This is a genomic window from Pseudomonas sp. B6002 (assembly GCF_013385985.1).
GTDB lineage: Bacteria > Pseudomonadota > Gammaproteobacteria > Pseudomonadales > Pseudomonadaceae > Aquipseudomonas.
The window spans coordinates 98,043-112,181 of record NZ_JACAOY010000011.1 but is presented as its reverse complement, the minus strand read 5'-3'; the positions used below and the strand labels follow the sequence as shown (position 1 = coordinate 112,181).

Genomic DNA, 14,139 nt, shown 5'->3' with positions numbered 1-14,139 from the left:
ATACCTTGTATTCATCCGCGTACCTGAACACTGATGCCGTTAAGCGACAGTTAATAAACATCCCACACACTCTTAACTTTTTTATTAAAAAGTCTCCATCCAGCACATTACAATCCGCAACACTCGCGACCTCGCCTGCCCGAACAAAAACAACTAGCTTAACTCCCGCACTGTTACAGGGAAGAACATGCCATGTAGAACTCATTATCAACTTTTAAAAAAGAGACACCCTTATGATCAGCGCTATCAGCACTTACCCCGTTCAATTCCCTGTTAGCCCAGACACTCAACACACCCCATCCACCCGTTCTCGCCAAAAGCGCAGCCTTGAAGAGCAAGACCTTCAGGTTTCGGCCTTTGAAACCACCTCCAGTGCAGACAAGCCCCGCAGGCGCAATGGCGGAGGTATGGACAGCCTCGGCCGGGGAAACATACTGTAACCCTACCGCCCGTTCAGTAGTTTGTTGAAAAGCAGCGTTCAATACGCTGCTTTTCTATTTTCACGTCGGCACCTTAATACAACGCCACCTATTAACGAAACTTCTACATTCATTATTGTACCCTGCCGGCCTACCTCTTAACTTGAGTTATCCGTTTGATGCCAGCGTCATCATCGCTACCCGCCATACTCGCCGGCCCATTGCTACGCCGTGTAGAACCCAAGCGCCTGGTGTTATGGCTCGTGGCCAGTCGGCAGTTGACGCTGACCCTAAGGTTGCAACTTCCTCAAACAATATTGGCTATTCCCCTGGCAGCTCATAGCCAGGTCATTGCTGTCGGTCGTCACGCATTTATCTATTTGATCGATGTACCGCTGGCAGAGGAAATGCCCAGCGATGTAAACATCGGCTTTGATGTGCTGATCGACAATCACGGTATTGCCGAGTGGGCCCCTCACTTGCTTTACGCAGGGGCCTCAATGCCCCACTTCGTTGTACACAGCCGCATTCACCAACTGGTCCACGGTTCCTGCCGCAAGCCCCATCACCGCGCCGACGAAGGCCTGCTCTGTGTCGACCGCCTGCTGGCCGAAGCCCATACCCCGGCCGAACGCCCGACCTTGCTGATGATGAGCGGTGACCAGATCTACGCCGACGATGTCGCCGGGCCGATGTTGCGTGCGATTCATGCCTTGATCGCACGCCTGGGCTTGTTCGATGAATACCTGGAAGGTGCGGTGGTCGACGACAGCACCAGCCTCTACAGGCATCGCGCCAGTTATTACCATCGCGCCGACCTGCTGCCTGCGCTGGACAGCAACGAGACCCTGCGCGAACGCTTTTTTGGTGGCGTGAAGAAGCCGATCTTTACCAGCAGCACCGCCGACAACCATCTCGTGACCTTCGCCGAAGTGATCGCGATGTACTTGCTGGTCTGGTCGCCAACCCCCTGGACATTGATCGACACGCAGGCCCCGACGCTGAGCGCAGCCGAACAACAGCGCTACGCCCGCGAGCTAGTGCAGATCGACCAATTCCGCCAGGGACTGCCCGGTGTTGCACGGGTATTCGCTCACCTGTCCACCTTGATGATCTTTGACGATCACGACATCACCGACGACTGGAACCTCAGCGCCCAGTGGGAACAAACTGCCTACAGCCACCCCTTTTCCCGGCGCATCATCGGCAATGCTTTGCTCGCTTATCTGCTGTGCCAGGGCTGGGGTAACCAGCCAGATGTATTTGGCGACCTGCTGAACCAAACCCAGGCATTGACCACCCGAACACAGGACAACCACCTGGACGCATCCGCACAGGACGAGTTGCTCAAGGTGCTGCTGAAATTCCAGCACTGGCACTACGTGCTGCCGACGACCCCGGCCCTCGTGGTGCTCGACACCCGCACTCGACGCTGGCGCAGTGAGTTCGCCCTCAAGCAACCCTCTGGCCTGCTCGACTGGGAAGCCTTGAGCGAACTGCAACAAGAGCTGCTGGACCATCCCTCGGCCATCATCGTCTCGCCCGCGCCGATCTTCGGGGTCAAGCTGATCGAAACCGTGCAAAAAGTCTTCAGCTGGTGCGGCCACCCATTGCTGGTGGACGCGGAAAACTGGATGGCCCATCGCGGCGCCGCCCACGCGATCCTCAACATCTTCCGCCACTCCCGTACGCCGGGTAACTACGTGATTCTTTCGGGCGATGTGCATTACTCGTTCGTGTACGAAGTGCTGATCCGGCACCGCAACGCGGGCCCCAGGATCTGGCAGATCACCAGCAGCGGCATCAAGAACGAATTCCCGCCGCGCCTGCTGGAATGGTTCGACCGCCTCAACCGTTGGCTCTACTCGCCACGCTCGCCCCTCAACGGCTTCACCCGCCGCCGTGCCCTGCAGGTGGTGCCCCATATTCCCGAGCATGCCGAAGCTGGCGAGCGGCTGTGGAACAGCGCAGGGATAGGCCAGGTGTTTTTCAATGAGCAGGGGCAGCCTGAGGACATCTACCAGCACAACGCCGACGGGAAGCCTCGGACGAGGATGGTGGCGCCGAAGTGATAACGCTTCACTGCTACTAAAGCATCGCCCCCACCCTATTCAAACCACACCCGCCCCGTTGTACAGTAACCCCAGCCACGGAGTATCGGCGTCAACCCTGACTGGCCTTGGGAGCCAGCCCACGCAGGAAGCGTTCAGATGGACGATACATCCGACAGCAAGCCGCTACGCAATGACTTTTCTGACCTCAATGCCGACATGCTGCATGCCGTGATGGAGTTGGTCAGCGACGGCATCTGGGACTGGAACGCCAATACCGGGTTCGTCTACCGCAACCCCGGCTGGTACGAAATGCTCGGTTACCCCCGCCACTCCCTGGAGAACAGTGTGTTCACCTGGGAGAACGTGATCCACCCCGAAGACTACCCGCAAGTCATGACGGTGTTTGATGACTACGTCAGCCGCCGTGCGCCCCAGTATCGAGTGGAATACCGCTGCCGTAAGGAAGATGGCTCCTACCTGTGGATTGAAGACCGCGGCTACGTGATCGCACGCAACCCCGACGGTACGGTGGCGCGTATGGTGGGCGCACACCGTGATATCCATACGCGCAAGTCATCGATCGAGCAGCTTGAACGGCGCAACCAATCCCTTGAAGCCCTGGTGGCCGAGCGCACTCGCGAGTTGTCGCGGGTCAACCAGCAACTGCAAGTGCAGCTCGACGAAAACCGCTCCCTGGCGGAACTCGACACCCTGACCCGCGTGGCCAACCGCTACCGCCTCGAAAAAGTGCTGTTGGAAGAATGCGACCGCGCCGAGCGCTTTCGTCTGCCGTTGACGCTGGTGGCCATGGACCTCGATGACTTCAAGCCAATCAATGACAAACATGGCCACGCGGTCGGTGACCAGACACTGGTTCGCACCGTGCAAAACCTGGAGGCGTGCGTGCGCCCCGGCGACCTGTTGGCCCGCTGGGGCGGTGACGAGTTCATGCTGATCCTGCCCAAAAGCAACCTGCAAGCGGCGAAGGGCGTGGCCCAAAGCATTCGCCAGCAGATCAGCCGGATGCCCGCCGTGGGCGACTTCAAGGTGACGCTGAGCTTGGGCTTGGCCGAGCGCCATAGCGGTGAATCCCCTGCAGCCCTGATGGCGCGTGCCGATCAGGCGTTGTACCGCGCCAAAGCGGCAGGGAAGGACACCGCGTCGGAATAACTACCGTACGGGCGGTGCGTACTGGATACCGCCCTGGCTCCACAGGGCATTAAGCCCGCGCTTGATCTTCAGCACGCTGCCCTGGCCAATGTTGCGCTCGAACACTTCGTCGTAGTTACCCACCTGCTTGACGATCTGCACCACCCAATCCTTGCGCAGTTTCAGGTCCCGCCCGTATTCACCGTCGGCACCGAGCAAGCGCGCCACATCCGGGTTCCTGGTGGTCTTGGCCTGCTCCTCGACGTTCTGCGAGGTAATGCCCATTTCCTCGGCGTTGAGCATGGCGAACAGGGTCCATTTGACGATGCTGAACCACTCATCATCGCCCTTGCGCACCAGGGGCCCCAGCGGCTCCTTGGAAATCACTTCCGGCAGCACCACGAACTCGTCCGGGTGGGCCATCTTGATACGCTGGGCGTACAGGCCCGATTGGTCGGTGGTCAACACGTCGCAGCGTCCGGATTCCAGGCCCTTGGCGCTTTCATCGGCGGTGTCGAAGGTGATCGGTGTGTATTTCATGCCGTTGGTGCGAAAGTAATCCGACACGTTGAGTTCCGTGGTGGTGCCGGCCTGGATACAGATGGTCGCGCCGTCCAGTTGCTTGGCACCGGTCACGCCCAGCTTGTTGTTCACCAGGAAGCCGATGCCGTCGTAGTAGGTCACGCCGGTAAACACCAGGCCCATCCCTGAGTCGCGGGAGCTGGTCCAGGTGGTGTTGCGCGAGATCACATCCACTTCGCCCGATTGCAGCGCGGTGAAGCGCTCCTTGGCGGTCAGTTGGCTGAACTTCACTTTCGAGGCGTCACCAAACACGGCCGCCGCAACGGCGTGGCACACATCCACGTCGATGCCGGTCATCTTGCCCTTGCTGTCCGGCACACCAAAGCCTGGCAGGCCGTCGCTGACACCGCACTGGATAAAGCCTTTCTTCTGGATCGCATCCAGTGTGGCGCCCGCGTGCGCGGTGCCGGCCAAGCCCAATACGGCGCTCGTGCCGAGTACGGCCAAGGTGGTTTTGAATGGATTCATGCAAGGCACTCCCTGTCATTCCTTATTATTCGGCGCCTCACAGCCCGCGCCGGTTTATAGTGCTGCCGGGCAGTATCCACGGCTTTACGGCGCTGCCACAAACGACCTTTAGGCAAAGGCTCCTTCCGATTTGGAATGAACTGCATGATTTCAAAACGCTTGACCCCTTCGATGACGGCCCTGCAATGCTTCGAAGCCGCCGCCCGCCACCTGAGCTTCACCCGCGCCGCCGAAGAGCTGCACCTGACCCAGAGCGCGGTGAGCAAACAAGTCGCGCAGTTGGAAGAGATGCTTTGCCACAACCTGTTCGAACGGGTGCGCCAGCGCTTGTACCTGTCACCGGCGGGTTCGCTGTACCTGGCCGAGGTGCACAAGATCCTGACCCAGGTGGACATCTCCAGCCGTTACATCCTCACCTACGGCGGCGAGACCGAAGTGCTGCGCATCGCTACCCAGCCGACCTTCGGCGACCGCTGGCTGGTGCCCAAGCTCAAGGATTTCGCGGCCAAGCACCCGAACATCCACCTCGATGTGCGCAATGAGCTGGAGCCCTTCGACGTGCTGCAGGCCAAGGCCGATATCGCGTTTTTCTTCGGCCAGGGTTCATGGCCCGGGGCAACGTGCATCGAGCTGTTCCGTGAGGCCGTGGTGCCGGTGTGTGCACCGGGTTTTGTCGCCGACGGCAGCGATGCCTCCTCGCGCCACACCCTGCTGCAATGCACCTCGCGCCCGGAGGCCTGGCATGAGTGGTTTCTGGAACAGGGCCTGCATTCGCAGAACAGCTACCACGGGCCGCGTTTCGACACGTTCTACATGTGCATCCGCGCCGCGCAATCGGGCTACGGGGTGGCGCTGGTGCCCCAATACCTGGTGGCCGAAGAGCTGGCCAACGGCAGCCTGATGATCCCGTGGAATTACACGATGCCCAGCGCCGGCGCGCACTTTATCGCCCACGCCGAACACGCCGGCGAAGTACCGAAAGTGAAGGCCTTCCTGAAGTGGATGGTGAGCTACATCAAGGCACATCCCGACTTTTAATAATGACCCGGCGACTTTATTTCGTTTGCGGCAAGGCCGGGCGCACGGCTTAGATAAAAAGACGCCCGCCATTGCCGAGTCCACGATTCATGAGCCGCGAAACCATCAGCCAATCGATTTCCATCGTCCACCCCATCAGCCTCAGCCACGGCAAGAACGCCGAAGTGTGGAACACCACGGGCAAGCGCTACATCGACTTTGTTGGCGGCATCGGCGTGCTCAACCTCGGCCACTGCCACCCCGGCGTGGTCGAGGCGATTCGTGAACAGGCCACCCAGCTCACGCACTACGCGTTCAACGCCGCCCCGCATGCGCCCTACATTGAGCTGATGGAACGTCTGACCGCATTCATACCGGTGGGCTACCCGGTCAGCGGCATGCTCACCAACAGCGGCGCAGAAGCCGCAGAAAACGCCTTGAAGATTGTGCGCGGCGCCACCGGCCGCACGGCGGTGATCGCCTTCGATGGCGCGTTCCACGGGCGTACCCTGGCCACCCTCAACCTCAATGGCAAGGTGGCGCCCTACAAGCAAAAAGTCGGCGTGCTGCCGGGCCCGGTGTACCACCTGCCCTACCCCAGCGCCGATAACGGCGTGAGCTGCGCCGAGGCCCTGAAGGCGATGGAGCGCCTGTTCAGCGTGGAAATCGACGTGGACGATGTCGCCTGTTTCATCATCGAACCGGTACAGGGCGAAGGTGGTTTCCTCGCCCTGGATGTCGAGTTCGCCCAGGCGCTGCGGCGTTTCTGCGACGAGAAAAACATCCTGCTGATCGCCGATGAAATCCAGTCGGGGTTCGGGCGTACCGGCCAGCGCTTTGCGTTCTCGCGCCTGGGGATCGAACCGGACCTGCTCCTGCTCGGTAAAAGCATTGCCGGTGGGGTACCACTGGGTGCGGTGGTGGGGCGCAAAGCGCTGATGGACAACCTGCCCAAGGGCGGCCTGGGCGGCACCTATTCCGGCAACCCCATCGCCTGTGCAGCGGCGCTGGCCACCCTCGATGCAATGACCGATGAACACCTGCAAGCCTGGGGCTCACAGCAACAGGAAGCCATCGTCAGCCGTTATGACGGCTGGCGCGCACAAGGCCTCACCCCCTACCTCGGCCGCCTGACCGGCGTCGGAGCGATGCGCGGCATTGAGCTGGCCAACGCCGACGGTTCACCCGCGCCGAAACAGCTGGCTCAATTACTGAGCCTGGCGCGTGACGCCGGTTTGCTGCTGATGCCCAGCGGCAAATCGCGGCACATCATCCGCCTGCTGGCGCCACTGACCATCGAGCCTGCTGTACTCGAAGAAGGCCTGGATATTCTCCAGGCCTGCCTCAAGCAGTTGGACTAATAGCGCGCATCGGCGGGTTTGCCGCCGCTCGGCCAGTCCTTGACCTTGTCCGGGAAGTCCGGGCGTGGCTGGCCCGAGAAGTACGCCGCCACGTCCACCGCTTCCTGGTCCGTCAGACCGCCCTGGCCCAGCGGGAATTTTTCGTGAAAGCCGATCGGCATGTTGCGTTTGACGAACGCCGCCGCCGTGTAAGGGCGGGCCATGCCAGCGCCGATATTGAACGACTGCTCGCCCCACAGCGGCGGGTACACCAGTTCCCCATCGGCACGCGCCAAGCCCTGGCCGTTATCGCCATGGCACACCGCACACTGTTTGGCGTAGACCGCCTTGCCATTGGCCAGGTCCGGCTTGATCGCCGGGTCGATCTTGCCCACACCGCGCCCGGCCACCTTGTCTTCGGGCCGTGTGTTGTTTTTCATCCAGTCGAAGTACGCGACCATGGCCTGCATGTCAGCCGATTGCGGCGCCAACGGCGTGCCGTTCATCGAACGGCGGAAGCAGCCGTTGATGCGTTCTTCGAGGCTGACCACCTTGCCCGCACGCGGCGCATAGCTGGGGAAAAACGCCGACACGCCGACAAAGGGCGAACCGTCCGCCACGGTGCCGGCGTTGAGATGGCAGCTGGTGCAATTGAGTGAGTTACCCACGTTATCCGGCAGCAACGCCTTGGTTTGCAGGTGCAGGCGCATGCCACGCACCACCTGGTCAGCGTTGGGGGCGGCGAGCAGATCTGCCAGGCGCGGAGTTTCGAACGCCGATGAATCGGTGGTGGCCGGGTTGAGCTGGTCGCGCAGTTTCTTCACTTGGGCGGCGCTGATCGGCGTGCCTTCATTGCCCCAGCGGGTGCGCACAAAGCTCAGGATCTCGGCAATTTCCGCGTCCGCCAGGCGTGCGAAACCGGGCATGGTGTAGACCCGTGGGTGGGCCGCCGTTTGCGCGGTTTCCCAACCGGTGAGGGTGATGTGCAGCAACGACGTCGGGTTGTTGGACGCAATGCTCGGGTTGCCGGCCAAAGGTGGAAATAGCCCCGTCACCCCGGCGCCATCGGCACGGTGGCAGTCGCTGCAAAACTGCATGTACCCCAGCCCGCCCCGACTGGTGAACAAGTCGGCAGGCGGCGTGGCCGGAGCGCGGGCCACAGCCGGCATCGGCAGGTCGTCTTTGCCCGGTGGCAGGGATTTGAGGTAGCTGGCGATGGCGGTGAGGTCGTCATCACTGAAGTGCTGGGTGCTGTGGTGAATCACGTCCGCCATGTTGCCAGCCACCGTGGCAAAGCGGTTCTGCCCGGTCTTGAGCAGTTGCACGGTGTCCTCCACGGTCCACAGGTTGCGCAGGCTCAAGGCGCGCCAGTGCTCGACGGTTTCACCTGCCAGGTAATACCGGCCGCTGCGGCCGTCATCGCTCATGGCCTTTTCCTGGAAGGCGATGCCGCGTGGGGTATGGCAGGAGCCGCAATGCCCCAAGCCCTGGACCAGGTAGGCGCCCCGGTTGAGCACCTCGTTACGGGCAGGGTCCGGGGTGAACGGTTGCTTGTCGAGAAAGGCAAAATTCCACAGCGCCAGGCCCCAACGCTGGTTGAAGGGGAAGCCCATGTCGGCGTCGAGGTTAGCCTGTTGCACGGGCTCCACGCCCTGCATCAGGTAGGCGTACAAGGCGCGCATGTCCGCTTCGCTCATCTTCGCGTAGGACGGATACGGCATCGCCGGGTACAGGCTCATACCGGCCGGGGTAACACCTTCACGCATCACCCGGTCGAACTGTTCGAAGGTGTAGGCGCCGATCCCCGTCTCACGGTCCGGGGTGATGTTGCTGGAGTAGATCGTGCCCATGGGCGTGCTCAACGCCAGCCCGCCGGCCATCACTTTGCCTTGCTGGGCGGTGTGGCAGGCAATGCAGTCGCCCAGTTGCGCAACATATCGGCCGTGTTCGATCAACGGGGTATCGGGTGGGCTGGCGTGCAAGGGTAGCGCCAGACACAGCGTCGCCCCCAGCAAGGCCAGGCGGGAGAGGGAAAGCGCCATCACATTAATCCTTTAATAACCCGGCGTGGGGTGGGCCCCTCGGCGCAGGTCTGTGGTCATTTTTATGGGTTCATCAGGCCTCTGTGTTGTAACGGTTTTGTCGACATGGCGTTTTGATGTGGGTCAGGCTCAATTCGATAGACAAACCCCTGAACGCTCGACGACTATCCACCGCTCCCCCCTACCGCACGGACGCACCCCATGCTCGATATCCTCCAAGGCACGCCCCTGTGGGTCTATGCCGTTTACCTGTGGATTGGCTACTACGGCATCAAGGCCTGCCTGGGTGGACGTGAGAGTCGTCGCTCGTTGATGATCCTGCCGGTGGTGCTGGTGGTGTGGTCGCTGATGGCGTTGCCGCCTTCGCTGCTGTCGAGCAGCGCCTGGGTGGGCGGCGCCGTAGTGGGCAGCCTGTTGGGCATGCGGTTGTTCAACGCCAACGGCGCGCACCTGGATGCCAATGGCGAAACCCTGGTGCTGGCGGGCACCTGGAAAACCCTGTTGATCTCCCAGCTGTTCTTTGCGGTGAAGTACTATTTCGGCTACCAGCAGGCGGTGCATCCGTTGCTGTTGAGCACGCCAGAGATGCTGGCGACGGTCGGCGCGGTCTCGGGGTTTACCGTTGGTCTGTTCTGCGGGCGGGCCGTGCGCCTGCACCGGGCGCTGGCCGCGTTGCGTGGCAAGGTGGGCAGCGTGCTGCCTTGACCTGATCCCCCTCCCCCCTGAAAATGCGCGACGCTTTTTTGTCTCCGTTTACTGAAGTAGTGAAATTTCAATGTCCGATTCCTACACCGAAGAAGAATCCGTAGTCGCCTTGCAATCCAAAGCTGAATACGAAAACGCCATCAATCTTTCACAGCATGTGCCAGCGGCCAAGATCATCAGCGAAATGGTGCTGGACGCCTTCCACACCTCCAAGGAAAGCGACCAGATCCGCGAGCTGCGCGTCGCCATCCGCCAGGCCCACGATGCCTTCGATGACGACAAGGCCTACGACCTGATGGGCCAGCTCAAGCAGCTGAAAGACGCCGAGGCTGCCGACAACGCCGCCCTGGAAAACCTCAGCAGCCAATTCTCCATCAGCCGCATCCTGTCCAGCTTCAAGGACGACCCTGAGTTCCAGGAGCTGGTCTACGGCCTGGCCCTCAAGGTGCTGAACCAGAGCCACCAGGCCATCAGCAACCCGAGCGCCGGCAAGAGCAAGGCCACACGGGCCAAGAAAGAAGAAGTGTATGTGATCAGCAAGGACGGCATCAGTGTCACCCTGCCGCTGCGCACACCGCGCTCCAAGCTCAACGTCGACCGTGAAGCGCTGGAGTTCCTCGGCTTTGCCTTCGTGGGCGAAGGCAGCGAAGCCGAGCTGGAAGGCGAAACCTTCGTCGACAACAGCGGCGTCGAGCAGCCGGTCACGCGCAAAAGCATCGTGACCGCGCTGCAACAGCAGAGCGCGTTCGACGGCTACACCATCGCCGCGCAGTGACTGCCTGACGCTACAAACTGCGCAGTGTCACCAGGGCCTGTTCCACCTGGGCCAGGGTGACCTGCCGGCCGACCGAGGCGCGCACGAAATGCGTGGCGCCCAGGTCCTTGAGCAGCAACGGCGTGTGGGCGGCAGTGCCCGCCCACAGGTTGAGGCCCAGTTCGCGGGCCAGGCTGACGAACACCTTGGCCGAGCTGTTGCGCGGCACGAACGACACAGTCCCGGTCTGCTCGAACGGCTCACACAGCAGTTGCACCTGTGGCAAGCGCCGCAGCTCCTGCACCAGCAAGGCATAAGGTTCGGTGTTCACCGCCGCCCCCACCTCCGCGTATTCGCGCATCGCCGTGTGCAAGCCCACCAGGGCTGAAAAACTTTTCTCGGCAATCTCCAACACCCGCGCACTGGACACCTCGATACGGTTGACCTGGCCATCGGTGCTGGCCGCATGCAGGTCGGCAAAATTCAGTTCCAACTGTCCAAGCAAGCGTGGCGACACATAGGCAATCCCGCTGCCACGCGGCCCGCAGAGAAACTTGCGCCCCGCGCCCGTCAACACATCACAGTGAATGTCACGCACGTCCAGCGGCAACTGGCCCAGGGACTGGCAGGCGTCGACCACATACAACGCGCTCGAGTCCTTGAGCAACGCGCCCAACGCTTCCACCGGGTTGATCACGCCGCAGCATGACGGCAGGTGCGACACGCTGACCAGGAATACGTCCTCGTCCAGGTTGCGCTGTACCCAATCCAGGTCCAACGGGCTGGTGGCGGTGGTCGGGATCACCTCGACACGGAGGTCGCGAGACAGCTTGAGGTAGTTGAAGAAGATCAGGTTGGCCGCGTACTCCGAGGCCGACACCCACACCCGCTTGCCCCGGGGGAAGTTGAGCTTGCTGAGGATGCTGGTCCAGGCCTCGGTGGCACTGCTGAAAAAACCGATGTCGCTCGGCTGCGCATTCAACAGGCCAGCGGCGACCCGGTACAGGTCGACGTTGAGCAGTTCCTCGTAGGCCAGTTCAGTCTCATAACTGCCAATGCGCGCTTCGATCGAGGTAAAGCGCTGGATCGCATTCAATGTGGCCGTGGACATCAGGCCCGCGCCAGCGGTGTTCAAGTGCACGATGCTCATTTCACGCTTCCTTGTTCCACAAGAGGGTTGAGCTTTTCATCACGCCCACTGCCACCGCGAACAGCAGCAACACGGTGCCAGCCAGCAGCCACGGCGACGGCAGGGACGGCTGCGCCACCAACATGAACGCCAGCGACGGCGTGATCATCACCCCGATGTTGACCCCCGCCGAGTAGTAACCCAGGTTGCGGTCCACGGTGTGCCGGCTGGAGATGCTGCTCACGTAATGAGTAATGCCGGGAAACACGATCATCTCGCCCAGGCTCCACAGTACGGTGGCCACCAACAGCACCGCGCCGACATGGCTGAAGCCCATCAGGAAAAACCCGACCCCGGCCACCAGGAACCCCGCCACCAGTGAGCGGCTGCTCGACAGGTGCGCCATGCGCTGGTTGATCGGCACTTCGAACAGGATCACCAGCAAGGCGTTGATGAAGAAAATGATGCCGACGTAATACGCCGGCAGTTCGGTGTAAGTGATGATGTAGGCCGACAGAAACGTCGGCGGCAAGGCGTAGGCCACATGCACCGGCAGCGCCGCCAGCAAAATCACCAGCAAGCGCGAACGTTCGTGCGGAGCCGTTTCCGGCAAGCCATTGCCCTTGCTCGCCAATGGCGCTGCCTGCGCCGCATCAACCGTGACCGCACGGCCGAATCGCAGGCAGGCGGCAAACGACACCAGGGACAACGCCGCGTTGATGTAGAACACCGCGTCAGCGTTGCTCAGGAAAATCAGGCTGCCCAACAGCGGCCCGATCGCCATGCCGATGTTGATCGCCAACCGGTTGCAGGAGAACGCCACCTTGCGCGTCTCGCTGCTGCTGTGGGTCACCGTCTCGGAGAACGTCGCCGGCGTGAAGGCTTCGTAGCAGGCGCCCCAGAGGAACGACAGCACGAACAGCGCGGCGGTGTTGTCCACCGACGGGATGATCAACAGCAGCAACGCGTTGAGCAGCAACGAGCCGAGGATCACCCGGTTAGCCCCCAGGCGCTTGATCACCGCGCCGATGATCAGGTCCACGAACAGCGCACCCGCGCCATACACGCCGACCAACAGGCCGGCAGTGCCCGCCGACACGGCGTGCTGATGAATCAGGTACGCCGCGTAGAACGGGAACGCCATGGTGCCCATGCGGAACACCAGGGTGATCATGAACAGCGACTGCAGCCGGGCGTTGAGCCCGCGTAACGCGCGATAAGTGCCCATCAGCGGATCACGTAGACGTTGTCTTTGTACTGACGGATCTGTTCGTAATCCTGGTCGATATCCCGCTGGTTCTCCGACAGCAGGAACACGCGCAACGGGCTGCTGAGCAGGTCGACGGTCTTCTTCATCAGCTTGCCGGCCTTGTACTTCACGCTCAGCTTGTGCACCGAGGGCAGCGCTTCGATCAGGTGAATGGCCGCTTCGTTGAAGCCGGTCACTTCGCCTTGCAGCGTGGTGTCGGTGTTGATCACGCAGGCTTCCTTGAGCTTGTGGTAGCGCTTGCCGGCGTAACCGGCCTTGAACGCCTCGCCCTCGCAGTAGGCCAGGTAGGTCAACTGCGCCTGGTTGCCGCCCAGGCTGATGTCATGGAAGTTGGGCTCCATGTTGCCGTTCAAGCGCGCGCCGACTTCCACCAGCGCAGGGCCGGCCTCGGTCAGGATCACTTCCGAGTGGGCCGGGCCGTTGTTGATCCCCAGGGCCTTGAGCACTTGTACGATGTAGTCCACCAGCACGTTGGCTTCCGGGCTGTCAGGGGCGATCAGCACGTCACGGTCATAGATGTTTTTGCCACCGCTGACTTCGCGCTTCACATAACGCCAGATCCCGCAGACATACACCTGCCCGTCGCGGCTGACCGTATCGACGATGAACTCCGGCCCCTTGAGGTAGGACTGGCAGAGGATCTCGGTGTTGGCCAGGCCGAAGATGTCCAGGTTGGACACCACTTCCTGGCAGGCGCGCTTCACGTCCTCGACGTTGTGGCAGATCGAAACCCCGTCGGTGGACGCCGAGCTGAGTGGCTTGACCACGCACGGGAACACCTGGCCGGCCTCGACCCACGCCAGCAACTCGGCGGGGTCGGCGGACTTGATCTGCCGCGCAGTCAACAGGCCGGCAGCGGCCACCTTGCCGATCATTTCAAATTTGTCGCGACGCGCCCGGGAGCCCGCGCTACCGTTGGAAGTCGGCAATTGCAGCTGTTCGCTCAGGTAGTCGGCAAACGGCACGCCAGGCTCCTGGCCCGCGACCACCGCCACCACGTCGAACTCACGCAGGCGGCGCGCCACGGCTTCGGCGCTGCCGTTGAAGATCAGATTGTGTTCGAACTCATCCAGGTTCGGCCCGAGCATGCTCGGCATCAGTTCCGGGGTGCTCTGTACATGGATCAGGCCCAGGCCGGCATCCCGAAAGAATTTAGGCAGGAAGTTACCGCTGGAGTAGACATCAACCAAGGCGACGTACTGTTTCATGA

Annotated in this window: 11 protein-coding genes; 6 read left to right on the top strand and 5 right to left on the bottom strand. The window is 61.6% G+C overall.

The annotated features are described in order from the left end of the window. The first annotated feature begins 598 nt into the window (after positions 1-598). Together HX792_RS15945 and HX792_RS15940 are read left to right on the top strand one after the other, a co-directional pair. Positions 599-2,491 (top strand): alkaline phosphatase D family protein, encoded by a 1,893-nt coding sequence (locus HX792_RS15945; protein WP_176996992.1) that lies wholly within the window; start codon positions 599-601, stop codon positions 2,489-2,491. Between the two features lie 138 nt (positions 2,492-2,629). Then, the gene (locus tag HX792_RS15940) at positions 2,630-3,643 is read left to right on the top strand and encodes a sensor domain-containing diguanylate cyclase (RefSeq protein ID WP_176996991.1); all 1,014 of its coding nucleotides are present in this window, start codon (positions 2,630-2,632) and stop codon (positions 3,641-3,643) included. On the opposite strand, the gene HX792_RS15935 is transcribed toward HX792_RS15940, so the two are convergent. Beyond that, on the bottom strand, positions 3,644-4,672 hold the full coding sequence (locus HX792_RS15935; protein ID WP_176996990.1) for an amino acid ABC transporter substrate-binding protein: 1,029 nt from the start codon (positions 4,670-4,672) through the stop codon (positions 3,644-3,646). A gap of 144 nt (positions 4,673-4,816) precedes the next feature. Between HX792_RS15935 and HX792_RS15930 the strand changes: the two genes are divergently transcribed. Next, positions 4,817-5,710, top strand: coding sequence for a LysR substrate-binding domain-containing protein (locus HX792_RS15930; protein WP_176996989.1), 894 nt, complete (start codon positions 4,817-4,819; stop codon positions 5,708-5,710). Between the two features lie 89 nt (positions 5,711-5,799). After that, positions 5,800-7,050 (top strand): aspartate aminotransferase family protein, encoded by a 1,251-nt coding sequence (locus HX792_RS15925; protein ID WP_176996988.1) that lies wholly within the window; start codon positions 5,800-5,802, stop codon positions 7,048-7,050. On the opposite strand, the gene HX792_RS15920 is transcribed toward HX792_RS15925, so the two are convergent. Next, a complete protein-coding gene (locus HX792_RS15920; protein WP_176996987.1) occupies positions 7,047-9,071 on the bottom strand; it encodes a c-type cytochrome in 2,025 nt (674 codons plus the stop codon). The genes HX792_RS15925 and HX792_RS15920 overlap by 4 nt on opposite strands. A 201-nt stretch (positions 9,072-9,272) precedes the next feature. Here HX792_RS15920 and HX792_RS15915 point away from each other — a divergent pair, with 201 nt between their 5' ends. Together HX792_RS15915 and HX792_RS15910 are read left to right on the top strand one after the other, a co-directional pair. After that, positions 9,273-9,776 carry a DUF6622 family protein gene (locus HX792_RS15915; protein ID WP_176996986.1) on the top strand — a complete coding sequence of 168 codons (504 nt, stop codon included), beginning with the start codon at positions 9,273-9,275 and terminating at the stop codon, positions 9,774-9,776. Positions 9,777-9,846: 70 nt separating this feature from the next. Further along, entirely contained in the window at positions 9,847-10,551 is a 705-nt protein-coding gene (locus HX792_RS15910; protein WP_176996985.1) for a hypothetical protein, read from the top strand. Between the two features lie 10 nt (positions 10,552-10,561). Here the strand turns inward: HX792_RS15910 and HX792_RS15905 are convergent, their stop codons facing one another. Genes HX792_RS15905 through HX792_RS15895 form a run of 3 tightly spaced genes read right to left on the bottom strand, consistent with a single transcriptional unit; the run spans position 10,562 to position 14,137 of the window. Continuing rightward, positions 10,562-11,680: an aminotransferase class V-fold PLP-dependent enzyme gene (locus HX792_RS15905; protein WP_176996984.1), complete on the bottom strand. Its 1,119-nt coding sequence runs from the start codon at positions 11,678-11,680 to the stop codon at positions 10,562-10,564. Position 11,681: 1 nt separating this feature from the next. Further along, positions 11,682-12,887, bottom strand: a complete 1,206-nt coding sequence (locus HX792_RS15900; protein WP_176996983.1) for an MFS transporter — start codon at positions 12,885-12,887, stop codon at positions 11,682-11,684. Beyond that, positions 12,887-14,137, bottom strand: coding sequence for an ATP-grasp domain-containing protein (locus HX792_RS15895; RefSeq protein WP_176996982.1), 1,251 nt, complete (start codon positions 14,135-14,137; stop codon positions 12,887-12,889). The genes HX792_RS15900 and HX792_RS15895 overlap by 1 nt, the downstream gene beginning before the upstream one ends. Positions 14,138-14,139: the final 2 nt, after the last annotated feature.

What these genes read in the sequence shown, in the direction of transcription:
- HX792_RS15940 (WP_176996991.1), top strand. Translation starts at nt 2,630, where the DNA reads ATGGACGATACATCCGACAGCAAGCCGCTACGCAATGACTTTTCTGAC.
- HX792_RS15925 (WP_176996988.1), top strand. Translation starts at nt 5,800, where the DNA reads ATGAGCCGCGAAACCATCAGCCAATCGATTTCCATCGTCCACCCCATC.
- HX792_RS15900 (WP_176996983.1), bottom strand. Translation starts at nt 12,887, where the DNA reads ATGGGCACTTATCGCGCGTTACGCGGGCTCAACGCCCGGCTGCAGTCG.
- HX792_RS15935 (WP_176996990.1), bottom strand. Translation starts at nt 4,672, where the DNA reads ATGAATCCATTCAAAACCACCTTGGCCGTACTCGGCACGAGCGCCGTA.
- HX792_RS15915 (WP_176996986.1), top strand. Translation starts at nt 9,273, where the DNA reads ATGCTCGATATCCTCCAAGGCACGCCCCTGTGGGTCTATGCCGTTTAC.
- HX792_RS15945 (WP_176996992.1), top strand. Translation starts at nt 599, where the DNA reads ATGCCAGCGTCATCATCGCTACCCGCCATACTCGCCGGCCCATTGCTA.
- HX792_RS15910 (WP_176996985.1), top strand. Translation starts at nt 9,847, where the DNA reads ATGTCCGATTCCTACACCGAAGAAGAATCCGTAGTCGCCTTGCAATCC.
- HX792_RS15930 (WP_176996989.1), top strand. Translation starts at nt 4,817, where the DNA reads ATGATTTCAAAACGCTTGACCCCTTCGATGACGGCCCTGCAATGCTTC.
- HX792_RS15905 (WP_176996984.1), bottom strand. Translation starts at nt 11,680, where the DNA reads ATGAGCATCGTGCACTTGAACACCGCTGGCGCGGGCCTGATGTCCACG.
- HX792_RS15895 (WP_176996982.1), bottom strand. Translation starts at nt 14,137, where the DNA reads ATGAAACAGTACGTCGCCTTGGTTGATGTCTACTCCAGCGGTAACTTC.
- HX792_RS15920 (WP_176996987.1), bottom strand. Translation starts at nt 9,071, where the DNA reads ATGGCGCTTTCCCTCTCCCGCCTGGCCTTGCTGGGGGCGACGCTGTGT.